Origin of the sequence: Flaviflexus massiliensis, assembly GCF_001375495.1 — a bacterium.
GTDB lineage: Bacteria > Actinomycetota > Actinomycetes > Actinomycetales > Actinomycetaceae > Flaviflexus > Flaviflexus massiliensis.
Window position 1 is genome coordinate 101,989 of the sequence record NZ_LN831056.1, and the last position, 23,168, is coordinate 125,156.

Below are 23,168 nucleotides of genomic sequence, written 5' to 3' on the forward strand. Positions count from 1 at the left end.
CCGCAACCTACGGACTTTTAATCCGGAAGAGAGAACCAGTTGTTTGGAGCAACTGATCTGTATTGGTGGGCGAGGGTGCCGGGTCGTTTGCTGAGTAGAGGATGCACCGTGACACCCAGGACCGCTGAGTGTCAGCACTTTCTTGAATAGAAGATGGCTGGCACCCCACGGGGTGCCAGCCTGGTGACCGCTAGTTGTGAAAGGACTGATAAGGCAACTAGTGGAGGTGGAGGGTTAGTTGAGGGTGACGGGGATCGGGTCGTCGAAGAAGCCGCTTGCTCCGAACTGGATCTCGGTGACCGTCGCATCAGCCGGAATGTCGTACAGGAGGTATCCCTCGACGGTGACTCCTGGGTTGATCTCTTCAGCGCTCAAAGCGTCGTCCATGAAGATCGCGTCACTGGAATCAGTGTGCTGGCGTGACTGATCATCGATGAGCTTGTGACTACTCGCAAAGAAGTAATGGGCTTCGTTCGAAGTGTTGGTGACGGTCACGAAGACTCGCACGTACTGTCCAGTTGCTTCCTCCTGGAAGTATCCGCTTTCGACCGTGGCAAGTCCGGCCTCGTAGGAGGTGACGGTGATGTCGAATTCACCATTGTTGATCGTGGAGCCAACACCGGGTGCTTCTTCAACAGCTTCCTCGGCTGGTTCAGCAGCCTCTTCTGGGGCTTCCTCTGCCGGAGCGGCCTCCTCTTCAGCCGGTTCTGCCTCAGCTTCGACCACGTCAGGCTGTGCACTCTCTTCAGCCTTGGGAGAGCTGGGCTGGCTGGATGACTGGGAGCTTGAGGAGGTGCGAGTGGTGCGGTTGTCGTTGCTGTCTTCGCCGCCGAATGCACTGACGGCGATGATGGCGACGATGAAGATGAGGATGGCGGTGAGGAACTTGTGGCGGGCGAACCAGCTCTTTTTCTGAACGGGGGCATAGTTGCGAGACATGAGATTTTCCTTTGCTTTGGATCGGTACACCCTCAATCTATTTTTGGGTCCCCTCCTCCCACATCGGCCATTCGGTCAGACTTCACTGACCGAAAGGATGAGTTCAATACAGGGGGCGCTACTTATGATGATGGGTATGGCCAAGAAGAGTTCACGCGAAAAACAGAACCCCAGTAAATGGGAGAGCTTTCGCATGGTCGTGTTGACCCCCGTGGCATGGTTGCTCATCGTCTCCCTGTCCACAGCCCCGTGGCTCCAGGCCTCGGCAGATAGTGCCGATACCTCCTTCCTTTTCGATGTGTATGGCTGGCTAACGTTCCTCGCTGCGCTGGGTGCCTGCTACCTGATTTCCCAAAGACGGGACGATACTCGGCGGGTGACGTTTGGTCTGGCCTTCCTCCAAGTTCTCTTTCCCATCGGCCCCGTGCAGGGAATTGCGATGCCACAGTTCATGCAATCGCAACGGGCTGGGGATGTGTGGCGCATGTCGATCATCTACGTTGCCTCCCTCACCTTCATTACCGCCCGTGAACTCTTGTGGATGCCGGAGGGCTCATTTCTTCGCGAGCTCGGTTACTCGAATCAGAATGGTGAGGTAACATCCGACTATTCGGCTGCCACCCTGCTCGTCACCCTTAGCCTCATCGTTCCCCTGTGGATGGGATATTCGCGGCGCACGAAGAGCCAGATTGCGGCGAAGGATGATGAGCTCGGGGCCAAGGAAGAGCAGTTGGAAGAGACATCGGACAGGCTTCGGGAAAAAGAATTGGTCGCGGAATCTGCCACATCGGAACTGATCCGCAAGGAAGAACGCGAACATATTGCGCGGGAAATCCATGACACCCTTGGTCATCAGCTCGCCCTCATTAGCCTCAACTCCGGGGCGTTGGAGATGATGGTGGATGCGCCAGAGGCAAAGGAACAGGCGCAACAGATCCGTCACTTCGCCCAAACAGCAACCGATGACCTTCGCTCCGTTGTGCAGATCATGAGGGACGGAGTTGGTGGCAGCGGAGTCAACCAGCAAAACTACACGCTTGCCGAACTCCATGACGTGATTGAGAACGTCATGGCAGTGGGCGGAGCCCTCAACTCAAGCGTCATGATCACCGACCCCGACAAAGCACCCTCCGTCCTGACAAAAGCGACCTATCGGATCGTGCAAGAGCTGCTGACGAACGCGATGAAGCACTCACCGCAAGAACGCATCAACCTCAAGGTCCAGGGTGGTCCCAGCCAGGGCATCACCATCCAGACCGTGAATCCGCTCAAGTCCAGCGATCTCGATCCTGCTGATGTGGCACGCGTCCGCTCGGGTGATGGGAAGCTGCACAAGAGCAAGCTCACGAGCGCCAGAGAACGTGCCGAGGCCGTGGGCGGAACACTCGAAGTGAAGAAAGAAAACGGGAAGTTCTTTGTCGACGCCTGGCTCCCGTGGACTATGCCGGCCCGGTAGACTGTCTGCTTGTGACAGATGAGAGACCGATCAAGCTGATGATCGTTGATGATGACCAGTTGACGATCCGTGGGCTCTCCAACATCGTCCAGTACGGTGCGAAAGACATCGAACTGGTGGGTGCGGCGAATGATGGTGGGGAGGCCATCGCTCAAGCCGTGATCCTCCGCCCCGATGTCATCCTCATGGATGTGGTCATGAAGAAGATGAACGGGATCGAAGCCACCCGGAGGATTCGAAGCCAGCCAGGAGCTCCCGAAATCATCGTCCTCACCACCTTCGATGCCGATGGGGAACCACTCAAAGCGATCGAAGCTGGAGCGGCCGGATTCCTCCTCAAGTCCGAAGACCCCGAGAGGATCCTCGACTCCATCAGGGAGGTTGCCGCAGGCGAGGGAGCTCTCTCGCCCCGCACCGCCAAACAAATGGTTGCTCACGTGCGTGCCATCGCGGCCGATCCTCAGATCAGGGAGGCCGTGGCTCTCGTTCGCACCCTGACCGAGCGGGAGCGAGAAGTTGCAGATGCGGTGACCGCGGGCATGTCCAATGCGGAAATTGCTAAGAAGCTCTTTGTTTCAGATGGCACTGTCAAATCCCACCTGACAGCGATCCAACAGAAGTTTGGTGTCACGGGCCGCGTGCTCATAGCCGTCATCGTCACGCGAGCCCAATACGCCCTCGATGCCTAACGGATGCTGAGGCTCCGCATCTCATAGCTGGGTGACGTCGGGGTCTCCTTTTCTTCTCGTTACTGTTCCCTTCCCTTCCACTCTGTACTCTTTTCCGTTTGTTGTCTCCTCTCCTTCAGCCGAATTCTGAATCGTTTTTGCGTTCGTTTTCTGATTCTTTGTTCGTAGCTACGAATGGGTACAAAGTTCTGTTCCGCCGGTGCGGAAATGTGCATTAAATGGCGAGTTGTTGCGGATAAGTGGGTGGGATATGGTCAGGTTATTCAAGCCTTTTAAGGAGAGAAAAATGAAGCTCAGCGCACGGAATCAGCTCAAGGGAACCGTCGTCGCCATCGACAAGGGCGCCGTTAACTCCATCGTCAAGATCGAGGTTGCTCCCGAGGTTGTTATCACCTCGTCCATCACCAACGCTTCCGTTGAGGAACTTGGCCTCGTCGAGGGCGCAGAAGCCTACGCTGTCATCAAGGCTTCCTCCGTCCTCGTTGGCACCGATAACTAAATTCTCTGACGCAAGTCGGATCTAGGTCCTCCCGCCCCGATCGGTGATCGTGGTGGGAGGTCTTCTTTGTCTAGGGCTGTTCGCTGTTGGCGGGTAGGGCAGGAGAAGGGCGACGAACCCAGGTGAACGTGGGAAGATAACGGCATGAGTCACATTCCTTTCCAGCCTTCGCCCGACCGTTACGATCAGATTCCGTTCCGCAACTGTGGCGATTCGGGACTGCAGCTCCCAGTCATTGCGCTTGGACTATGGCATAACTTTGGCGATGATCGCCCCTTCCAAACCCAGCGTGACATTGTCCGTCGCGCCTTTGACCTTGGTGTCTTCCACTTCGACTTAGCTAATAACTACGGCCCGCCCACGGGCAGTGCGGAAGAAAACTTTGGTCGCATCCTCAAGAAGGACCTCGCACCCTTCCGTCATGAACTCATCCTCTCCACGAAGGCGGGATGGAATATGTGGGACGGCCCGCACGGCTTCGGAGGCTCCCGCAAGTATCTCCTGACCAGCCTCGACGAGTCCCTCGAACGTCTCGGAACCGATCACGTCGACATCTTCTACCACCACCGCCCCGACCCGGACACCCCGGTCGAGGAATCGATGCTGGCACTCCACCAGGCCGTGGTTTCCGGCAAGGCCCTCTACGCCGGCATCTCCTCCTACTCGGCAGAAGCCACCAAGGAAGCGGCTGTGATCATGAGGGAACTCGGCACCCCGCTGGTTATTCACCAGCCCTCCTACTCGATGCTCAACAGGTGGATCGAAGAAGGCAACCCGTCGCTCCTGGAGACAACTGCCGAGGAAGGCATGGGAGTCATTGGATTCTCTGCCCTCGCCCAGGGCTTGCTGACCGACAAGTACTTGAACGGCACACCGGAAGATTCGCGGCTCGCGCGCGGCCGCGTGAATGAAGATTTCTTCACCGAAGAGACCCTCGGCCACGTCCGTGCCCTCAACGAGATTGCCGATGGCAGGGGACAGACGTTGGCGCAGATGGCGATTGCCTGGGTGCTGCGCGACCAGGGTGAGAAGACCCTGACCACGGCCCTCATCGGTGCCTCCTCCGTCTCCCAGCTGGAAGACAGCGTTGGCTCGGTCAAGAACCTCGACTTCACCGACGAGGAACTTGCGGCCATCGACGAGCATGCCGTCGAGTCCGGTATCAACCAGTGGTGGGGCGCAACCGAATCCCGCTAGCCAACCAGGCTCAGCATTGCTGATCTGAAACAAACGTGTCCCGCCGGTCAACCGACCGGCGGGATTCTTTACTCCTTCGAGGACCGGGGTTCTTCATTCAAGGACCAAGGCCACTTCCCGGGAGGTGAGGGCGGGTGGAATACATTCCGGAGGTGTTAATTATTCGCTGTCCTTTCGAGGAATTTTGGCGCGTGAATCGGCGGTGCGTGACAGGATATTCAAGAGAATGATGAAGTGCATATTTGCGGAACAGAATGAGTTGTCATGAGTGATCTTGTTTCGGGACCGAGGGGCCGCCATCTCCTCTACCGGCTCGCTGAACTGTCCGATGAGAGCGGGGAACTTGCTCGGGCAATGATGAGCCTGGAGATGCGACTAGCACCGAGCGATGACAGTACGATCATGCCGTCCTTCCAGCCCTTAGGATTCTTTAGTCGCCTCTTCTACCGTATCGATGATGAGGATGGGACATTCAGTTTGCGGTTCCCTCGCCTGGGCTTGCCGTCACTATGGTCTCCCGTCGTCTGGCTAAGAAGCAGGCGGCCGGTGAGGAGCATGTCCTCCTGGTCAGCTCGAGCTGTCCGAGGACCCGGCTTCGATAGCGAGAAGAATCTGGTGACACCGGCAGGCATTGCTGCTCGCATAGACACTCTTCCAGGCAGCTCGGATCTAGAACTATTGAGCCAAGCACTGGAGATCTCCGTTTCATCGGCCATGTACTGGCAGGAACCGGAGATGGTTGATCGGATCCTCGACAATCCTGTCATCATCGCAAGCCTCGCCGCATTCGAAACCCGCTCCGGCCTCACCCCCACCATGATTGAGAAACTCTCGGCAGGAGAGGAGCTAAGCATTGAGTGGATCATGGATCTGCCGATCGTCGAAGGCGAGCAGGGTGATGCTGAGGCTGATGTAGTCCTCGATCGGTGGGCGTTGAACACGATGGCGAACGTGAAGGCTGCCGAGCGGGAACGTCCCACAGATCCCACTGCGAACTGGTCCGGTAATTGGTTCTCCATCCCTCCCTACGGGCTTGTGTCGAGCAATAGACAAGCACCGGACGGGGTGCCGGCAGGCTTGCGTTACGTAGAGGATGGGTCGATCTGGGAACGTGCCGTGATACGCAAGATCACGGCCGAGGCGCACATGTTCGTCATTGATTCAGTGACTGACTGGGTGCGATTGTGCGATGCTCACCCGCTGGATGTGACAGCAGAGGTCAGGCACGACTGGTATCGGACCACGGGTAGGGACAGCACCTGGATCATTCCCAACTGGCGGGATGTTGCTCGGGACTGGGGAGCGGTTCGAATGACTATCAACGGTTATCTCACCTCCGCCACGAAGGCCATTCGGGTGAGGGATGGGGAGTCAATGATTGCGGGCTGGAATCCTGGGCAAACCTACTGGCTCACCGATGTGGAGCAAGGTTTGCCAGAGACCTGGATCCAGGTTGACTACGACCAGTGGGAGAAAGCGGAAGAGTAGAAGTCTCGGACTGCTTTACTCCACCCGTTATTGTGTGTGGTTAGCGAGATGTGGATGTTCCCTAGAGGATCCGGTGCAAGGCTTCCATAGCCTCGCCCGGTGCTCCATCAGTGAGCGTGATGCTGGTGGCCCCAAGCCAGCCGCCTAAGCGTTTCAATTCTCCAGCGAGTGCCCGATCCGTGTCGGGACGCTCGTAGCCGGGCTCGTACCAGGCTCCCTTGACGAGCAGTGTTTGGGACTTCCGGTCGAGGGCAAGGTCCGTACGTGCGGGGATTGTGCCGTTGTGGAGGAGGGGAAGCGAGTAGTAGCCGCGGGTACGTTGGGCTTCCGGGGTGTAGATGCCGATCCGGTAGTGCAAACCAAATAGGCCATGAGCTCTATTCCGTTCAAAAATCAGCGGATCAAACGGTGACAGGAACGTCGTTCCCGTGACGGAGCGGGGAATGATTGTGGAGGTGGGGAGGAGGTGATCGGGACGGTCAGGGACCTGAACCCACTGCGCGGTTCCATCGGCCACCAGGTCGTCGAGTGCCGGCTTGACGTCCCTCTGATTGAGGCGGAAGAAATCGGCAATCGTAGCCGGCGTTCCGATACCAACCTTGTCGAGCGAGATCTTCGTCAGTTCCCGGATTGCTGTGTCGCGATCCGCGGGCGGAATGTTCGCAACCGAGGGTGGGAGTGTTTGCTCGGTGAGGCCGTAGATCCGGTGGAAGTGGTGGGTGCGGCCAGCAGCCGCCACCCTGTCCTCATCGAACAAGCTCTCAAGGATGACTTTGACTGAATTTCTTGACCAGGCGTGGTCCGAGGTGGTGGTGAGAAGAGCCTGCTCCTCATCCGTCAGTTCTTCATCCGCCAACCACTCCATCACCTGCTGGGAAGTGGCGGGCGACTGGGAAATGCGGTGAAAGATTCGTCTCTTCAATGTGGCTGATGCTGGATGTTCATCGAGTGCGTGTCCCGAGTTCCATCTGCGACTAAAGCCGGCCAGCAGGCGGTGGGTGGCGGGCGGGACGTAGCAGGCCTCGTGCCCCCACTGCTCGAGAATGAGTCGCGGCTGCTTGTTGAATGCATCCTCCAGCAGAGTTGTGTCATAGGGGCCGAGGCGAGAGTAGAGCGGCAGGTAGTGGGCTCTGGCCAAGACGTTGACAGTATCGATCTGGAGCACCCCCATGCCCTCCACGAGCCTGCCGATGTCGCGGCGAGTGCGGGCAGGGCGTGGCTTGTCGAGGAGCTGGGCGCGGATGGCTATCCGGCGGGCCTGGTCGATGGAGATAGTTCGCACGGATTGTCCCTTCGGTGCCACGGCGGATTACAGCAGTTGGCCATTGCTGAACTTCACGTGCCCAGGTTCGACATGGGTCGGAACCGGCGGCCCTGTACTTGCCGAATCAGACTACCCGTCTCTTGGGCACATGACAGAGGATAGGGGGACGTGTCAGTCGACGTTCTCCCCGCCTTCACCCTCCCCGCGCTCCCTCAAAGCGCTACTGCCGGGTGAATTTGTGTTGTCTTGGTCTGGGACGTGGATGGCTGGCCCGGAAGATTGAAGCTCGGCCGAGGGGCCGGACGGCCGGGAACCGCGGTTCTTCTTGGCCTTTTTCTGCGTACCGGTGTCCTTCTTCTTGAGTGGGCTGGTGAAGTTGTAGGAGAGACGCGAGGTTCCCTTGCGGTGCAGATGGAAGAGCGTGGTGCGGTTGAGTCGCGTGTATTCCTTCTCCTGATAGTCAAAGACGGGCAGGCTCCACTTGAAGTAGATCGCAATGACTCTGAGGAGGAACACGGTGAGAAGGGAGGTGATGATCGTGATGCCCTCGCTGACTCCGAGTTCCAGCATTCCGAGGTACACGAACACGCCTGCCGGTACGACGGAGGCGTAGAGCTCCTTGTGGAAGACGAGCGGGATACGGTTGCAGAGAATATCGCGTAGCACACCCCCCATGATCCCGGTGATAAGGGCGGAGACGAGCGCAACTATGAGGCCGTGCCCCATGTCCTGCGCCACCCTGATGCCGAAAACCGTGAACACGGCTAGGCCCACCGAGTCCAAGACAAGAAACAGCACCCTGAAGTACTTCATGAGTGACGAGGTGAAGACGGTGATGAGGGCCGCGACGCTCACAATGATGAGGTAGTGCGGATTCTCCACCCAGGTCAGCGGATAGTGGCCCAGAAGCATGTCGCGAACGGAGCCACCTCCGAGGGCGGTCACGTTCGCAACCATGATGACCCCGAACAGGTCCATTTTCTGCCTGCCAGCTGCCAGTGCGCCCGTCATCGCCTCGGCGGTGATACCGATGATGAACAGGACAGTTAAGAGCATGCTGACTCCTTGAGTCGGAGGGGATTGAGCCGTATCAAGTTTATGCGCCTCCCAGGTCCTGTTCTAGGGAGAAAGGACACGGCCCAGGCGGCTACTCAGTGCTTCTTACATTCACCAAGCCGTGTCAATGTCCAGTTTCTGAGATCTGTCGGTGGGGATAGCGAAAGTTGATAGTTTGACTACATCGCAATTCTGCGAGTTGTCGAACTTGAGGACAATCTATGTTGTCATTCCTCCATACGCGCACCGCGCCCACCGCTGGGACAGCCACGGTTGCCTGTATGTGTTGTTCGATGCGTTGTCGAATGATCTAGTAGCGCCCCGCGCTCACCCCGTGAGCACCATCTGTTGATGCGTTGCTGGTCAAAAATGATCGGCCCACACCCATGCCTGCCGTGAGGGACACGACTGTGTTCGATGGCGGTAGCCGGATCTGACCCGTAGCGACTCAGAAGATGCCCTTCACCAACCCCACAGGGGTGCGTCAGCCATCCCTCTTTCACGTATCTCAACCCTTTTATCAAATTTGGAGACATCCATGATTATTACCGGTTTACTCTTGGGCTTAGCTCTCGGCTTCGTGTTCCAGCGAGGACGATTCTGTGTAACGGGAGCGTTCCGTGACGTGTGGCTGAGCGGATCCAGACGCTGGTTCACGGCCTTCCTGGTCGCCATCGCCATCCAGGCCGTCGCCGTGAACGCCATGATCTCGGCAGGCTGGATCAACCCCAACATTCCCACCCTGGCACTGGTGGCCGTGGTTGGTGGGTCCTTCATGTTCGGTGTCGGTATCGTGCTCGCCGGTGGTTGCGCCACCGGCACCTACTACCGCAGCGGTGAGGGACTGATCGGTTCCTGGGTCGCCCTGATCTTCTACGCGCTCAGCGCCGCAGTCATGAAGTCAGGGCTGGGAGCGGAGTTCACCGCCAGCCAGCGCGACGAAACCCAGAACGCCACCACCATCCACGACACACTTGGCATTTCTGTTTGGTTTCTCGTTCTTCTCTTTGCTCTGTTTGTGGGGTGCCTGCTCGTTCAGCAGGTCCGCAAGACCAAGGCACCCCTCGCAACTCTCCCACCAAAGAAAACGGGCCTTGCCCACCTCCTGTTTGAAAATAAGTGGACCCCGAACACGACTGCCGTCATAGTCGGCATTCTCGCAGCGATCGCCTACCCGCTCTCGCAGGCAACCGGACGCAACTCGGGGCTCGGCATCACCACCCCGTCAGCCAATATCGTGGAATTCTTTGCCACTGGGGACACGACCCTCATCGACTGGGGTGTCATGCTCGTCCTCGGCATCATTCCCGGCTCCTACATTGCCGCCAAGTTCTCGGGTGAGTTTCGGTTCAGGGCGCCGGATGCTCCGACCACCATTCGTGCAATCGCGGGCGGCACGCTCATGGGAACCGGAACCGCGGTGGCGGGCGGATGCTCGATCGGCAACTCCCTCGTCCAAACCGCACTCTTCTCCTGGCAGGGCTGGACCGCACTCCTCTTCACCTTCCTCGGTGTTGGATTCGCAGCCAAGTCCTTCGTCCAAACCCACCGCCGTGCCGGTGCCGTGGTAAGCGAAGTTCCCCAGGTTGCCGAAGTCCGCTAACAACACCGCTCGAAGCAGTACTTTCCGTAAGTCCCAGAGCACCTATCCCTCCACTAGCTCCACAGCAGAAGCCGCGGGCATCGCAATGCTTGCACGTGTGGAACAGGTGAAGCCAAGCATTAAGAAACCAAAGATCAACCCAGCCCGTGTGATGTGATCCCGGGCAGCAAAGAAAAGGATGACAGGATGGCTTTTCTGAAACTCAAGAAAGAACAAAAGAAACCGGTCGAACAGACCGTAGCAACCGGACCAACAAAGAAATACCGCCTCGACACCATCGGCCAGGTCTGCCCCTTCCCGCTCGTCGAAGCGAAGCGAGCAATCCAACCCCTGAGCTCGGGAGATGAGCTGCAGATCGACTTCGACTGCACCCAGGCAACCGATTCGATCCCCGCATGGGCGGCCGAGAACGGCCACGGGGTCACCGACTTCCGTCAGCTCGACGAAGCAACCTGGAGCATCACCGTTCAGAAAGCCTAAGACGTGCGGGCGGGAGGATGTCTGTGCCGATCACCGACTGAATCCCGCCTGCAAGGTCGCATCCGCGATAGTGCGACCCGACCGTGGGGACCGGTACTTTCCGGTCCCCACACCTGTGCCACGGATGGTGCAGGAAGTTTAAAGCCGATACCGAGATAGAAACTAGTGCCGAAATATCCGTGACCTCAACAAAATCAGGACCTCAACAAGAACTAGGACCTCAGCTGAATCCGGGGACTCAACAAGCGGGGCCGCAACAGAAAATTTCCGGAAAGAAGAGTATTCGTAGGCAATTGGAGGAGAATCATGGGGTGTGCCGATAGGCGTGTTGCCGCGGCGATTTGCCGCGTGTGAGTACTGTCATGAGCAGTTCAGGTAACATATATACCGCATTCAGGGCATGGCCAAGATAACCTAGATTGTGTACTTTAAGTAAGTTCAACAAAACTGCGTTGTTCCGCGGGCATGACACCCCGAGCGGAACGTGAAGTGAGTATGTACAAGCCGGAATCTAACGATCTAGAGGTCCCAGTCCAGCCGGAGGTGGCAACCACCCCTGGCGCACAGCTGTCTGTTGGGACCGAGCGACCGCTCAAGAACCTCCGCCACGGCGGGCTGGGAAGCGCGCATGGAAAGTCGATCCTCATGGGGGAGCACTCGGTTGTTTATGGTGCACCGGCCGTTGCCCTACCGCTCCTCGACCTCCAGACCGCAGTCTCGGTCCGCGCCTCAAAGACCGCAACCATCACCTCCGACCTCTACACGGGACCCTTGGCGAAGGCGCCAAAAGAACTCCGCCCCGTCATTACCGCCCTGCGAGCAACCGCCCACCACGTAGGCCTCAACATTGAATCCTGCGAGATTGTCATTTCCTCAACCGTGCCACTGGAGAGGGGACTCGGCTCCTCAGCCGCAGTCTCGGCAGCCATGGTGGCCGCAGTGAGTAACGCTGCCGGCGTGACCTTATCCGACTCGGATGAGTTCAAGCTCGTCCAAATCGCCGAGAACGTTGCTCACGGAACCTCCTCGGGACTGGACGCTCACACGGTACGTTCACTCACCCCTGTCCGGTTCCAAGGCGGCAAGCCCTCCGATGTGCACGTAGCTAAACCCTTCACCTTCGTTATCGCAGACTCCGGCACCTCCGGATCCACCTCGGCAGCAGTCAACGGCGTGCGCATGCTCCGAGAACAGAGCCCGCGATTCGTTGACGGCATCATCAATGGCCTGGCGGATCTGGCCGAACGAGCCATGGTTGCCCTCGGCGAAGGTAACGAATACGACCTCGGATCTTCCATGAGGGAGGGACAGGAGCAGCTGACCCGGCTGGGAGTATCCGCTCCAGCACTCGATGCGCTCATTGAAGCAGCTGATAAGGCAGGCGCCCTCGGTGCGAAACTCACCGGCTCGGGCCTGGGCGGATGCGTTCTTGCGCTCGCCAAAGACCAAGATCATGCCCGGGAGCTCATCGCAGGCTTCGAAGCAGCCGGAGCCAGCCGCGGCTGGAAGACCTCACTTGTCCCTTCGCATCTGGCTGAGGAATACCAGCATCCCACGGGCCATGAGGGCCTTTTCGACAACCAGGAGAATGCGTGACCGTAACCGCTCGGGCGTACCCCAACATCGCTCTCGTCAAATACTGGGGCAAAGCCGATGAGGATCTGATCCTTCCCGTTGCTGGCTCAATGTCGATGACACTCGATGACTACCCGACAACGACCTCGGTCACCCTCGCCGACACGGAGACGTTCAACCTCAACGGAACAGAGCAAGACGGTGCCGGCTCAGCACGTGTGCACACGTTCCTTGGGTTCATTCGAGACCTTGCCGAGAAGCAGGGCCTGCCAACGGCTACGGCCCACGCACGGGTCGTTTCCGTCAACGAAGGCCCCACCGCTGCCGGTATGGCGTCCTCGGCCTCGGGCTTCGCTGCGCTCGCGGTCGCAGCTGCCGCCGCCTACGGCCTCGACCTGGACACGAAGGACCTGTCGCGCCTGGCACGGCGCGGTTCTGGATCCGCGAGTCGCTCGATTATTGACCGCTTCGCGGTGTGGCACGCTGGCGATGATGAATCCTCCTACGCGGAAGAGATTCAGGCCCCGGACATGGCCATGATTTCGGTTCCCGTCGCCACCGGTGAGAAGGCTGTGTCCTCCCGCAAGGGCATGGTGGCAACCGCCACCACCTCGCCGTTCTATCCCGAATGGATCACCTCGACGGAGCAGATCCTTGAGGAAATGATTGATGCCTGCACCGCGGGTGACTTCACGACGATTGGTGAAATCGCCGAGGTGCACGCGATGCGTATGCATGCCGTTATTGCTGCCTCCCGCCCCTCAATCCGCTACCTCAACTCCGCCAGCCTCGACGTCTTTGACCGGATTGCGCAGCTACGTGAAGAAGGGATCGAAACCTACGGAACGGCGGATGCTGGTCCGAACGTCTTCGCGATTACGAAGCCCGGGGATGCTGCGGCGGTTGCGAAGGCATTCGCCCCGTTCACGCGCGATGGGGATGCAAAGATCCTGTTTCCCGGTCGGGGAGCCCACCTTGTTGATACGGATCAGGTACGGGCGGGGACCGGTGAGCAGCCGTGACCATTCAGGCATCCGCCCCCGGCAAACTCTTCATCGCCGGGGAGTATGCGGTGGTGGAACCGGGACAGCACGCTGTTCTCGTTGCTGTTGATCGTTTCATCACCATCACCCTGACTCCCTCGACCGACACTGGCAGGATTCATTCCGCCGAGTACGGGAGGTTGCCGGTGGAATGGCGGCGTGACGAGACCGGGCAAGTCGTTGCCCAGGATCACCCGTACGACTATGTCATGTCGGCACTGTCGACCGTGGAGCGGCTGCGTGAAGAACGCGGGATCGCACCCTCCTATTTTGATCTGCACATTGAATCTGAGCTCGACGATGCTGAGGGCCAGAAGTTTGGTCTCGGCTCCTCGGCGGCCGTTGTCGTCGCCACCATTGCGGCGATCAATTCCTTCTACGATCTCGGGCTGTCAACGATGGACCGATTCAAGCTGGCCATGCTCGCCACGATCGCGGTCTCTCCCCGCGCTTCGGGCGGGGACCTCGCGTCGTCAACCTATGGGGGATGGATCAACTATTCCTCCCCGAACCGGGAAACGCTGCGCGAGTACGCTGCCTCCCACACGGTGACCGAATCACTGTCCGGGCCGGGCTGGGACGAGTGCGAGATTGAAGTGATTCCCGCCCCCAGCAACATTCGACTCCTTGTTGGATGGACGGGTTCGCCGGCCTCAACGAGCGCACTCGTGGGCTCCGTGAAGAAGGCAAGTCCCAAGGACAGTCCCGACTACGGCACGTTCCTGTCCCGCGCGGCAGACACGGTGAAGAAGCTGACCGATGCCCTCAAGGCAGATGATTTTGCGGCCTCGGGTCAGCAGCTGAACGAAATGAGGCAGTGCCTGCTATTCCTGCAGGAATCCTCCGGGATCGTCATCGAAACCGATACACTGACTGCACTGTGTGAGATCGCGGGTCGTTTCGATGCTCCGGCGAAGCCAGCCGGAGCGGGTGGTGGTGACTGCGGGATCGCTTTCGCGAACGCAGATACCGATGTGACTGCGATCTGGCAAGAATGGGAGCAGGCAGGAATCCGCCCGCTCGATCTTGCCGTGTACTCAAAGGGGGATGCGTGATCGTCTCATCTCGCAAGGAAGACCACATTCGCCTCGCAGCCGAGCAACAGAAGAACCCGGCTCCCAGGGCTTACGATGACGTGTCGTTCATCCACCACGCCCTCGACGGCGTCAACCGGGACCGAGTCTCGCTCGATACTCAGGTGGGGCCACTGACTTTCAATGCCCCCTTCTACGTGAATGGCATGACCGGTGGGACAGAAACGGCCATGACCATCAACCGGAACCTGGCGATCGCCGCCGCATCCGCAGGCATCGCCATGGCTTCGGGTTCCGTGGGTATTGCCCTCGACTATCCCGAAACGGCCGCGTCTTTCACGGTGATCCGTGACGAGAACCCGGACGGCATCGTGTTTGCCAACATTGGTGCCGGGCGGAGCGTGGCTGATGCGAAGCGGGCGGTCGACCTGCTGAGTGCCGATGGGTTGCAGTTGCACGTCAATGCCGTGCAGGAAACGATCATGCTCGAAGGTGACCGGGACTTCTCGACCTGGCTTCCCCTCATCGAACAGATCGTGGCTGGACTCGATGTTCCCGTTATCATCAAGGAGGTCGGTGGCGGACTCTCCGCCAAAACCCTCCTCGCCTTGAGGGACGTGGGCGTGCAGTTCGTTGACGTGGCCGGCACGGGCGGGACCGACTTCGGCAAGATTGAAAACAGCCGGCGCGACGGCGGGCACGACGATTATTCGTTCCTCCACGGCTACGGTAACTCCGCCGTCCAGTGCCTGCTCGATGCTCGCAGCGCGGGACTGATCGGCGGAGAAGCCGTGGATGATTTTGCGATCCTCTCGTCGGGCGGTGTGCGCAACCCGCTCGATGTTGTCAAGAGCCTTGCGCTCGGGGCGCGTGCGGTCGGTGTGGCCGGTTCGTTCCTGACGGTTGCGCTGAACGAAGGGCCGGAGGCAATGACCGAGGTCCTGGAGGCGTGGAAGTCGCGTCTGGGGGAGATGCTGGCTCTCATGGGAGTCACGGCTCCTTCCCAGATGGCATACACTGACATTCTGATTCGGGGAGAATCCCGTGACTTTGCTGAAGATCGTGGAATTGACCTAGCATGTCTTGCGCGACGGAGCCAGGAGAGAAAATGAGCCAATCCACCTATTCAGAAACAACCGTAACCGCGATCCCGACTCGCTGGGTTGGTCCCATCCGGTTCAGCGGTAACGCTATCGAGGGCGAATTTGATGTTCCCCTCGCCACCTACGAGACGCCCCTGTGGCCCTCGGTCGGTCGCGGTGCGAAGGTGTCGCGACTCGTTGAAGGCGGCATCGTCGCCACGGTGGTGGATGAGCGGATGACACGCTCCGTGATGTTCACCTCTGAGTCGGCTGCGGATGCTCATCGTGCCGCCACGACCATCACCTCGCGCTTTGACGAGCTTGCCGCGGTTGTCTCGGCGGGCTCGCGTTTCGCTCAGCTCATCGAGATCCACCCCGAGATCGTCGGGAGCCTCCTCTTTGTCAGGTTTGCATTCCGGACGGGGGATGCCTCCGGGCACAACATGGCGACCCAGGCCTCCGATTCCCTCATGTCCACCATCCTGTCCTGGAATCTGGGACTCGGATACGGCTCAATCTCGGGGAACTTCTGCACCGATAAGAAGGCTACCGGAATCAACGGTGCCCTCGGTCGCGGCCGCAACGTTCACGCCGACATCCTCATTCCCCACGACATAGTTGCCTCCACGCTCAAGACCACAGCAGAAAAGACCACGGACCTCGTGGTGCGGAAGAACTACGTGGGATCCACAATCGCGGGAGCACTACGCTCCTCGAACGCACACTTCGCCAACATGCTGCTCGCCTTCTACCTGGCAACGGGCCAGGATGCTGCAAACATCGTTGAGGGCTCGCAGGGCTTCACGTATGCGGAGAACCGGGACGAGGGCCTCTACTTTGCTTGCTCACTGCCCCACCTCATCGTTGGCACGGTCGGCAACGGCAAGCACCTCGAGCACGTCAACGTCGCCATGGAGAGGCTGGGATTGCGCGAGGACCGCGAACCCGGTGAGAACACGAGGCGGCTCGCCGCCCTCATCGCCGGAACAGTTCTCTGCGGCGAACTGTCACTGCTCGCAGCACAGACAAACCCGGGCGAACTCATGGCAGCACACGTTAACTTCGAGCGCGGCAAGAACTAGGTGCGACGCACCCAAAAAGGAGAAGAACTCTTGAAAATCGGTATTCACGATCTTGATATCGCGACCACGCATTACGTTCTGAACTTGGATTCGATGGCGAAGGCACTCGATATTGATCCCAACAAGTACCACATCGGTCTCGGACAGGACGAGTTCTCCGTCCCAGCACCCGATGAGGACGTTGTGACCATGGGAGCCGAGGCGGTGGCACGGTTGCTCGAGCGCCACGACAAGTCCAAGATCCGCATGGTCCTGTTCGCCACCGAGACCGGTATCGACCAGTCCAAGGCCGCCGGAGTGTTCGTGCACGGACTGCTTGGACTGCCCCAGTCCGTGCGCACGGTCGAATTCAAGCAGGCCTGCTACTCGGGAACCGCAGCGATCCAGACCGCGGTCAACCACGTCGCCCGCTACACGGACGATCAGGTGCTCGTCATTGCCTCCGACATCGCCCGCTACGCGGCCGACTCCGGTGGTGAACCCACGCAGGGAGCCGGTGCGGTTGCAATGCTCATCACCGCCAACCCCGCCCTCGTGGAGATCGAACCCGACTCGGGTGTGTTCACGGCCGACGTTAACGACTTCTGGCGTCCCAACGACTCCTCCACGCCGTTCGTTGAAGGAAAGCTCTCCCTCGATGCCTACCTCGATGCGACGATCGGGGCCTGGGATGATCTCGTATCGCGCAGGGGAGTGAAGATCGATGACATTCACCGCTTCCTCCACCACCAGCCGTTCACGAAGATGGCACGCAAGGCCCACACGAAGCTCGCCGAACATGTTGGTGTCGAGCTCGGCCCCGAGCTGATCGAAGAATCCATGGCCTACAACCGTCGCCTCGGCAACTCCTACACCGCCTCCCTCTACTTCGGTTTGGTGGCGCAGCTGCACGGCAACGATGACCTGGCAGGGAAGCGGCTCGGACTGTTCTCCTACGGCTCGGGTTCCGTCTCAGAATTCTTCACCGCAGTGGTCCAGCCCGGCTACCATGACCACATCTATCCGGCACACGTCGCCGACTCACTCGACCGTCGCGTCGAAGTGTCCTTCGACGAATATCGGGAACTACACGCCGCCTACAACGGGGCCTCCGAAAACTACGAGACCGAGGAGGTGACGCAGGCTCCCTTCCGGTTCGCTGGCGTCACCGACCGTGTTCGGCAGTACGAGACTCGCTAGAGTATCCCGACTACTGGATTACTGAATCACAGATTTCTTGAAGGCGTGCACCGATGGTTTACGCCTTCAGCCATCCCCACCCTGAAGCAACCTAAAGATGCGAGTTTCCTGGTTGGTTTCGTGGTGAGTTTGCCGGTCGCTGATTGCCGGGTGCCTGCATGCCCGCCGAGTGGGTGTTGCTAGCCGAGGATACCCGCGGGTGTGACGCCCTCCGAGGGCTGGATAACAACGAAACCGGGGCCGTGGAAGCCGAGCTGGAATGACTCACCGGAGCCGCGTCCGATGAGTGAACTCATCTTAAAATCGTTCTTCAGAGTCGGAGTGAGGTTCGGGGACCAGCAGATCGCTGCCTGCGGATCGACAAAGGTTGGCTGCTGTGAGCAGTCAAGGATCATGGGTTGTCCATGGCTGGTGAGTGCGATCGTCCCGTGACCCTGAATGTGAAGGTTAAAGAGGCCTCCCGACATGACCCCAACATTGCCGAGGGACCGAATATCCCAGTCCAGGTTTCCATCAAAGGCGAGGAGGTTTCCGGTGTTAAGGGTGATGGCCTCACCCTCGAGTTCCATGAGGAAAATGTTGTGGGCCTGGCGGGCGAAAAACACTTCACCCTGACCCCTCACCTTCATGAGACTCCCGCCCTCACCCGACGCGAACTTTTTCAGCATCCTCATGCCACCGCCGGAGCCCTGGTAGGCGAAGTCCATGTGCCCCTGGTAGGAAACCATGACTCCCTGGGCTGCGACAATCTCTTTCGAATCGGGTTCGAGGCGACAACGCAACATCTTGCTTGACTGCAAGCTCCAGCGCTCACCGGATTGAACCTCTTTGTTCGCTTGATCAAAGAGTGTTGATCTCATCATGTCCTCACTTACAACGGTGTTCGGCGGAAGGAGAGGCCACAAGGACGACCTCTCAGGCCCGCTCCCAGCCTAGAGTCCGTACGATCCCGTGAGGGGGTGCAACCTGGGAAGGATTCCCCGCTACTGGAGGATCGTTCAAGTAGTAGGCCCAGGTGAACGGACTGTTAGCGGGGCCAGAGTGAAAAATTGAAGGGAGCCGCTCGGGCTTATAGGCCTGTCTCCTCGATCATGGCGCGAATCTCCTGTGCGAGCGCACTCGGATTGTCGCTTGCGAGGAAGTGTCCACCTGGAACAGTCACGAAACGAGATTCCTCCAGCTCCCCAACGATCTGTTCAATGCTCTCGGATCGAGCGTCATCCTTCACCCCATACAGCACAGCAGTTGGCATAGTCAGCCCCGGCAACGTTGTTTCAGCCTCGTAGTTGTGTGCCGCGGTCAGAATGCCCTTGAATCCGTCCTTGTCGTATCCGGCAGGGATCGGGAGGAGCTTCTTCGGAACGAAGCGTAATGAGCGCAAGCGCTTAATGAGGTCATCGGGCGAGGAGTTTGCTGGCAGGCCAACCAGAACGACGCCTCGAACAAACTGGGGATGATTGGCCGCGAACTCGGTCGCGATCTTGGCGCCGATCGACGTACCAACCAGGACAGTCGAGGTGACTCCCACCGCGCTGAGGTGATCACCGAGAGTGAGGGCAGCCTGCTCGATGGAATAGGGCTGCTCCGGCTCGCACAGCTCACCGTAGGGGTCAAGTCCCGTGTAGTGGTGTAGCGGTCTAGCTTTCGGCTCGGTATGAAGTTCGGGGTTTTGGGTTAGGCGGTTAGCTGGTGTTGGTCGCCATGATCACCTCCTGGGTGGTGCATGAGGTGTTTGGTGTGTTCGAGTGCGGACAGTGACATGTAGCGCTTTTGTTGGATCCAATCGTCGTGTTGCTCGGCAAGAACCGCACCGACAAGCCGGATGATGGATTCGCGGTTCGGGAAGATGCCCACGACATCGGTGCGCCGGCGGATCTCCCTGTTTAACCGCTCGGTGGGGTTGTTCGACCACACCTTCGTCCAGACTGGTTTCGGCGCTGCGGTAAACGCCAACACCTCATCAAGCGACTCCTCCAGATAGGCCGCAACCTGCGGGAATTTCGGCTCCAACAAGTCGACGACCTCCCGGGCTTGTCCCCAAGTAGATGAGGCATCGGGTTGCTGGAAGATGGTCTGGAACATCGCAGAGACCATCGGCCACTGTGTCTTCGGGACCTTTTCGTAGAGGTTTTTCGCGAAGTGGGTGCGGCACCGCTGCCACGACGCATCAGGCAGCACTTCAGAAATGGCGTGCTGGATGCCTTCGTGGGCGTCACTGGTTATAAGGAAGACACCACAAAGCCCGCGGGCTTTTAAGTCCTGGAAGAAGCCTTTCCACGATGCGTTGGATTCCGCAGTGGCGACATGTATGCCGAGCATTTCGCGGTACCCGTCAGCGTTAACACCGGTGGCCAAAAGTACGGAGCATTTGACCACCCGGCCGCCTTCGCGCACTTTGATCGTCAATGCGTCGCAGGACAGGTAGGCGTACCCGCCGGGATCGAGTGGGCGGTTTTTGAAGTCTGCGACCATCTCGTCGAGTTCTTCCGACATGCGCGATACTTGGGATTTCGACATGTTGGAAATCCCAAGTGTTGCCACCAGGTCATTCATCCTACGGGTGGAAACCCCTTTGAGGTAGCAGGTCGCGATCACAGTCGATAAGGCTCGTTCGGCCCGTGAACGTCGCTCTAACAGCCAGTCCGGGAAGAACGCGCCGTGGCGCAGCTTCGGTACCGCCACATCGATCGTGCCGACCCGGGTGTCGAGGTCTCGGTGACGGTACCCGTTACGGTGGTTGACCCGCTCAGCAGAAGCGACGCCGTATTCAGCCCCGCAGACGGTATCAGCCTGGGCGGAGAGGATCTGGTTGATAAACCCTTGCAGCATCTGACGCATCAGATCCGGGGAAGCCTGTGCCAGCAGATCGTCCAGATAGGTTGCAGGGTCGATAGAATGCGGAGCAGCGGTCATCGTTACGTGCCTTTCGGTGAGATGTGGTAGTTGAGTCGAAAGGTTACTGACGGTGGCCGCCCCAATATTTCCCAAGGCCCACCATCAGAAAGCGTTACACCACACTAAGGGACGCAACCCACCGTAGGACAGGAGTTTCGCATCGGGATAGTCGACGAGGTCGGCTAGCTTCTCGTACGTCGCCGCCTTCTCTCCCATACCATCAATGAAAATGAGCTGATTTGTCATGAGAGTGAGCATACGGGCTCAAGGCCGTCCTGGTCAGAGTTTCCGGTCAACGTTAGCCAACTGTTCACCATCCTTGATTGAGACAATAAACAGACTGGTGCCCGTGTAATTTATACGAGGGCACCAGGCGAAGATTTCCTTAAAGACGGGTGGAGTTCCTCAAGGTCGGGGATGGCTACTGTGAGCCCACACGAACCTCGTCAGCATTGAAGCCGGGCTCAACAAGGGAAGCGGTACCATCTTCGCGGCCGACAATGACACCGGAGGACATGGCCGGGAAAATACCGTTCTCGACAACACCCGGGATCTGGTTCAGGGCGATGGCGAGCTCGAGAGGCTGGGTGAGGGTGCCGAGGTGAGCATCAACAATGTAGTTGTCGTTGTCGGTGATGACGGGGGAGGACTCTGTCATACGGCGCTCCACCCTAACATTCGACCAGCCCATGCGCTCCAGCAGGCTCGCAATGTTCTTGATCGTCGTCCCGTAATAGGCGGGCGTGACCTCAATCGGCAGCGGGAAAGCACCGAGGGTGGTGACGACCTTGCTCGGATCTACAACGGTCAGCATCTTCGCTGAGTTGGTGGCGATAATCTTTTCCCACAGGAGGTTCGCGCCACCGCCCTTGATCATGGAACCATCGGGTGCGATCTCATCCGCCCCATCAACACAAACGTCCAATTCATCCAGCTCATCCAGCTCCACGAGCGGCACACCAAGCTCGAGAGCGAGTTTCCGTGAGGTGCTGGAGGCGGGAGAACAGACGACGTTCAATCCCTCGCCAATGCGCTTGGCGAGGGCACGAATGAAATGCCAGGCGGAGGTCCCGGACCCGAGCCCGACCTTCTGCCCATCCTCAATGAGGGAAGCTGCGTAGATTCCGGCGGCGATCTTTGCCTGTTCTGCGGACATGTAAGACTCTCCTTTGGTGCTCTGTCAACGATACGACAAAGTAGCGATCACTTGCTGTCAGGCTGGTTTTCTGAGCTGACCTTGGGCAGTGACTTGCGTGGCGGATCGGGCTTGTAGAGAACCTTGATGACGGCCCAGATGACGGAGAGGATGGGGATGGCGATGATGGCGCCCGTGAGGCCCGCCAGGTACGTTCCCGCCAGCACACCGGCGGCGATGACGACCGGGTGCAGGTTCACCTGCTTGCCCATGACCAGAGGCTGGAACACGTCTCCCTCAAGCTGACCAATGAGAGCCACACCGACGAGAACGAGGAGGGCCGTGATTGGGCCGTTCGCGGCGAAAGCGACGATCGTCGCGATAATCATCGCAATCGGCGCACCGAAGAGGGGGATAAAAGCACCGATGATCACGATGACCGCAAGCGGTGCGGCGAGTGGCACCTTGAGGATCAAGAGCAGAACAAAGGCGAGGATACCGTCGAGAACGGCGACGATGATCGTGCCGCGAGCATAGCCGGAGAACGCAATCCAGCCGGCGTGGGCCGCCTCATGGGTCCTATCCCGGTTCCGCTCTGGCAGGAGGTTCAGGAACCACAGCCACATCTTGCTTCCCGACATGATGAAGAAGATCGCGGCCATGAGAGCTAGTGAAAAGATCATGAGGAGGTTGCCGATGACAGAAGCGGAGCTCATGATCTGGGAAGAAATCTCTCCCGTATTCGATTGCACCCAGTCAATTGCGGACTCCGTGAGGCTATTGAGCCACTCTCTTACGTCATCCGCCGTCACACTCCACGGCAACGCGCTGTTCTCCAGCAGATCGAGAAGGGAATCGATGCCGTCCGAAAACTGGTCTGCTAGATCGTCCCACTCGCCCTGGACCGAATACACGACGTAGGTGACAATGCCGGAGAAAATGCCGACCACGAGAATGAACGCGAGGATCATGGCAAGGACCCGTGGCATCCATCGATCAAACAGGTCTGTAATCGGCCTGAGCACCGAGGTGAAGACTAACGCGAGGACGATACCGATGAAGATAAAGGACACCTGCGTGGTCGCGAAAACAATGAGGGATATGAAAATGATGATCCCGATGAGATACCAGGAACTCAGCCCGTACTTGGCGAGCTGTGGGGACACCCCCACGGAAGTCCCCGGCAGGGTTGGAGTCTCCCCCACTCGATGCTGAGTGCGAGTATCAGATTGGGGAACGGGAGCAACAGCCGTCACCCTGGTGCGATGATCCGCGCGTGATTTCCGACGAAACAATGCCATGTGACCTCCTGGGTGACCTTCGTAGAAGTGAATCCAGAACTTAACCTACCCGACTTCTTTGCGCTGTGAACATCTGACCACAAGAAACGTTGATACTCGGTGGCCACGATTGGAATCGAAGGGCGGAAAGCGTTGAGGGCGAGACCACGTGGTCTCGCCCTCAAGGCATCG

The 23,168-nt window shown here is 58.8% G+C and carries 22 protein-coding genes; 13 read left to right on the forward strand and 9 right to left on the reverse strand.

From position 1 onward, the window contains the following. Positions 1-234: 234 nt before the first annotated feature. Positions 235-939 carry a DUF4352 domain-containing protein gene (locus BN1241_RS00475; RefSeq protein ID WP_054951800.1) on the reverse strand — a complete coding sequence of 235 codons (705 nt, stop codon included), beginning with the start codon at positions 937-939 and terminating at the stop codon, positions 235-237. Between the two features lie 193 nt (positions 940-1,132). Here BN1241_RS00475 and BN1241_RS00480 point away from each other — a divergent pair, with 193 nt between their 5' ends. From BN1241_RS00480 to BN1241_RS12675, 5 genes are all read left to right on the forward strand, one after another. Continuing rightward, a complete protein-coding gene (locus BN1241_RS00480) occupies positions 1,133-2,395 on the forward strand; it encodes a sensor histidine kinase (RefSeq protein ID WP_187117573.1) in 1,263 nt (420 codons plus the stop codon). Positions 2,396-2,406: 11 nt separating this feature from the next. After that, complete coding sequence (locus BN1241_RS00485; RefSeq protein WP_147599151.1) at positions 2,407-3,084, forward strand: response regulator; 678 nt, start codon at positions 2,407-2,409, stop codon at positions 3,082-3,084. 286 nt (positions 3,085-3,370) lie between these two features. After that, positions 3,371-3,583 (forward strand): TOBE domain-containing protein, encoded by a 213-nt coding sequence (locus BN1241_RS00490; protein WP_054951803.1) that lies wholly within the window; start codon positions 3,371-3,373, stop codon positions 3,581-3,583. A 144-nt stretch (positions 3,584-3,727) separates the two neighbouring features. Beyond that, positions 3,728-4,780 (forward strand): aldo/keto reductase, encoded by a 1,053-nt coding sequence (locus BN1241_RS00495; protein ID WP_054951804.1) that lies wholly within the window; start codon positions 3,728-3,730, stop codon positions 4,778-4,780. Between the two features lie 264 nt (positions 4,781-5,044). Then, positions 5,045-6,268 (forward strand): hypothetical protein, encoded by a 1,224-nt coding sequence (locus tag BN1241_RS12675; RefSeq protein ID WP_147599153.1) that lies wholly within the window; start codon positions 5,045-5,047, stop codon positions 6,266-6,268. A 61-nt stretch (positions 6,269-6,329) separates the two neighbouring features. Here the strand turns inward: BN1241_RS12675 and BN1241_RS00505 are convergent, their stop codons facing one another. Both BN1241_RS00505 and BN1241_RS00510 read right to left on the reverse strand, forming a co-directional pair. After that, positions 6,330-7,550, reverse strand: a complete 1,221-nt coding sequence (locus tag BN1241_RS00505) for a winged helix-turn-helix domain-containing protein (RefSeq protein WP_054951806.1) — start codon at positions 7,548-7,550, stop codon at positions 6,330-6,332. Positions 7,551-7,703: 153 nt separating this feature from the next. Continuing rightward, the gene (locus BN1241_RS00510; RefSeq protein WP_077138208.1) at positions 7,704-8,588 is read right to left on the reverse strand and encodes a trimeric intracellular cation channel family protein; all 885 of its coding nucleotides are present in this window, start codon (positions 8,586-8,588) and stop codon (positions 7,704-7,706) included. A gap of 538 nt (positions 8,589-9,126) precedes the next feature. On the opposite strand from BN1241_RS00510, the gene BN1241_RS00515 reads away from it, so the two are divergent. The 8 genes from BN1241_RS00515 to BN1241_RS00550 all read left to right on the forward strand — a co-directional run bounded on the left by BN1241_RS00515 (position 9,127) and on the right by BN1241_RS00550 (position 17,666). Continuing rightward, positions 9,127-10,191, forward strand: a complete 1,065-nt coding sequence (locus BN1241_RS00515; RefSeq protein WP_054951807.1) for a YeeE/YedE family protein — start codon at positions 9,127-9,129, stop codon at positions 10,189-10,191. A gap of 186 nt (positions 10,192-10,377) precedes the next feature. Beyond that, positions 10,378-10,671, forward strand: a complete 294-nt coding sequence (locus tag BN1241_RS00520; protein ID WP_082418125.1) for a sulfurtransferase TusA family protein — start codon at positions 10,378-10,380, stop codon at positions 10,669-10,671. Positions 10,672-11,166: 495 nt separating this feature from the next. After that, on the forward strand, positions 11,167-12,267 hold the full coding sequence (gene mvk, locus BN1241_RS00525) for a mevalonate kinase (RefSeq protein WP_054951808.1): 1,101 nt from the start codon (positions 11,167-11,169) through the stop codon (positions 12,265-12,267). Next, positions 12,264-13,268: a diphosphomevalonate decarboxylase gene (gene mvaD / locus BN1241_RS00530; RefSeq protein WP_054951809.1), complete on the forward strand. Its 1,005-nt coding sequence runs from the start codon at positions 12,264-12,266 to the stop codon at positions 13,266-13,268. Before mvk ends, mvaD begins: the two co-directional genes overlap by 4 nt. Then, complete coding sequence (locus tag BN1241_RS00535; protein WP_230198207.1) at positions 13,265-14,344, forward strand: phosphomevalonate kinase; 1,080 nt, start codon at positions 13,265-13,267, stop codon at positions 14,342-14,344. Before mvaD ends, BN1241_RS00535 begins: the two co-directional genes overlap by 4 nt. Beyond that, on the forward strand, positions 14,341-15,435 hold the full coding sequence (gene fni, locus BN1241_RS00540; protein ID WP_230198208.1) for a type 2 isopentenyl-diphosphate Delta-isomerase: 1,095 nt from the start codon (positions 14,341-14,343) through the stop codon (positions 15,433-15,435). The genes BN1241_RS00535 and fni overlap by 4 nt, the downstream gene beginning before the upstream one ends. Beyond that, entirely contained in the window at positions 15,432-16,487 is a 1,056-nt protein-coding gene (locus BN1241_RS00545) for a hydroxymethylglutaryl-CoA reductase (RefSeq protein ID WP_054951810.1), read from the forward strand. The genes fni and BN1241_RS00545 overlap by 4 nt, the downstream gene beginning before the upstream one ends. Before the next feature lie 30 nt (positions 16,488-16,517). Then, positions 16,518-17,666, forward strand: coding sequence for a hydroxymethylglutaryl-CoA synthase (locus BN1241_RS00550; protein WP_054951811.1), 1,149 nt, complete (start codon positions 16,518-16,520; stop codon positions 17,664-17,666). A gap of 179 nt (positions 17,667-17,845) precedes the next feature. Here BN1241_RS00550 and BN1241_RS00555 read toward each other — a convergent pair whose 3' ends face one another. From BN1241_RS00555 to BN1241_RS00575, 6 genes are all read right to left on the reverse strand, one after another. Further along, on the reverse strand, positions 17,846-18,451 hold the full coding sequence (locus tag BN1241_RS00555) for an AIM24 family protein (RefSeq protein ID WP_230198209.1): 606 nt from the start codon (positions 18,449-18,451) through the stop codon (positions 17,846-17,848). 284 nt (positions 18,452-18,735) lie between these two features. Next, a complete protein-coding gene (locus BN1241_RS00560; protein WP_082418128.1) occupies positions 18,736-19,263 on the reverse strand; it encodes an alpha/beta fold hydrolase in 528 nt (175 codons plus the stop codon). Between the two features lie 77 nt (positions 19,264-19,340). Next, positions 19,341-20,579: an IS256 family transposase gene (locus BN1241_RS00565; protein WP_054951813.1), complete on the reverse strand. Its 1,239-nt coding sequence runs from the start codon at positions 20,577-20,579 to the stop codon at positions 19,341-19,343. 84 nt (positions 20,580-20,663) lie between these two features. Further along, positions 20,664-20,807, reverse strand: a complete 144-nt coding sequence (locus tag BN1241_RS12680) for a hypothetical protein (protein WP_154665171.1) — start codon at positions 20,805-20,807, stop codon at positions 20,664-20,666. Between the two features lie 175 nt (positions 20,808-20,982). Then, complete coding sequence (gene rpiA, locus BN1241_RS00570; RefSeq protein ID WP_054951814.1) at positions 20,983-21,717, reverse strand: ribose-5-phosphate isomerase RpiA; 735 nt, start codon at positions 21,715-21,717, stop codon at positions 20,983-20,985. Between the two features lie 47 nt (positions 21,718-21,764). Then, positions 21,765-22,997, reverse strand: coding sequence for an AI-2E family transporter (locus BN1241_RS00575; protein WP_082418129.1), 1,233 nt, complete (start codon positions 22,995-22,997; stop codon positions 21,765-21,767). Positions 22,998-23,168: the final 171 nt, after the last annotated feature.

Coding starts and splice junctions, on each gene's coding strand:
- BN1241_RS12675 (WP_147599153.1), top strand. CDS start 5,045: ATGAGTGATCTTGTTTCGGGACCGAGGGGCCGCCATCTCCTCTACCGG.
- rpiA (WP_054951814.1), bottom strand. CDS start 21,717: ATGTCCGCAGAACAGGCAAAGATCGCCGCCGGAATCTACGCAGCTTCC.
- BN1241_RS00475 (WP_054951800.1), bottom strand. CDS start 939: ATGTCTCGCAACTATGCCCCCGTTCAGAAAAAGAGCTGGTTCGCCCGC.
- BN1241_RS00575 (WP_082418129.1), bottom strand. CDS start 22,997: ATGGCATTGTTTCGTCGGAAATCACGCGCGGATCATCGCACCAGGGTG.
- BN1241_RS00520 (WP_082418125.1), top strand. CDS start 10,378: ATGGCTTTTCTGAAACTCAAGAAAGAACAAAAGAAACCGGTCGAACAG.
- BN1241_RS00510 (WP_077138208.1), bottom strand. CDS start 8,588: ATGCTCTTAACTGTCCTGTTCATCATCGGTATCACCGCCGAGGCGATG.
- BN1241_RS00490 (WP_054951803.1), top strand. CDS start 3,371: ATGAAGCTCAGCGCACGGAATCAGCTCAAGGGAACCGTCGTCGCCATC.
- BN1241_RS00555 (WP_230198209.1), bottom strand. CDS start 18,451: ATGTTGCGTTGTCGCCTCGAACCCGATTCGAAAGAGATTGTCGCAGCC.
- BN1241_RS00495 (WP_054951804.1), top strand. CDS start 3,728: ATGAGTCACATTCCTTTCCAGCCTTCGCCCGACCGTTACGATCAGATT.
- BN1241_RS00545 (WP_054951810.1), top strand. CDS start 15,432: ATGAGCCAATCCACCTATTCAGAAACAACCGTAACCGCGATCCCGACT.
- mvk (WP_054951808.1), top strand. CDS start 11,167: ATGTACAAGCCGGAATCTAACGATCTAGAGGTCCCAGTCCAGCCGGAG.
- BN1241_RS12680 (WP_154665171.1), bottom strand. CDS start 20,807: ATGACAAATCAGCTCATTTTCATTGATGGTATGGGAGAGAAGGCGGCG.
- BN1241_RS00480 (WP_187117573.1), top strand. CDS start 1,133: ATGGTCGTGTTGACCCCCGTGGCATGGTTGCTCATCGTCTCCCTGTCC.
- BN1241_RS00515 (WP_054951807.1), top strand. CDS start 9,127: ATGATTATTACCGGTTTACTCTTGGGCTTAGCTCTCGGCTTCGTGTTC.
- BN1241_RS00565 (WP_054951813.1), bottom strand. CDS start 20,579: ATGACCGCTGCTCCGCATTCTATCGACCCTGCAACCTATCTGGACGAT.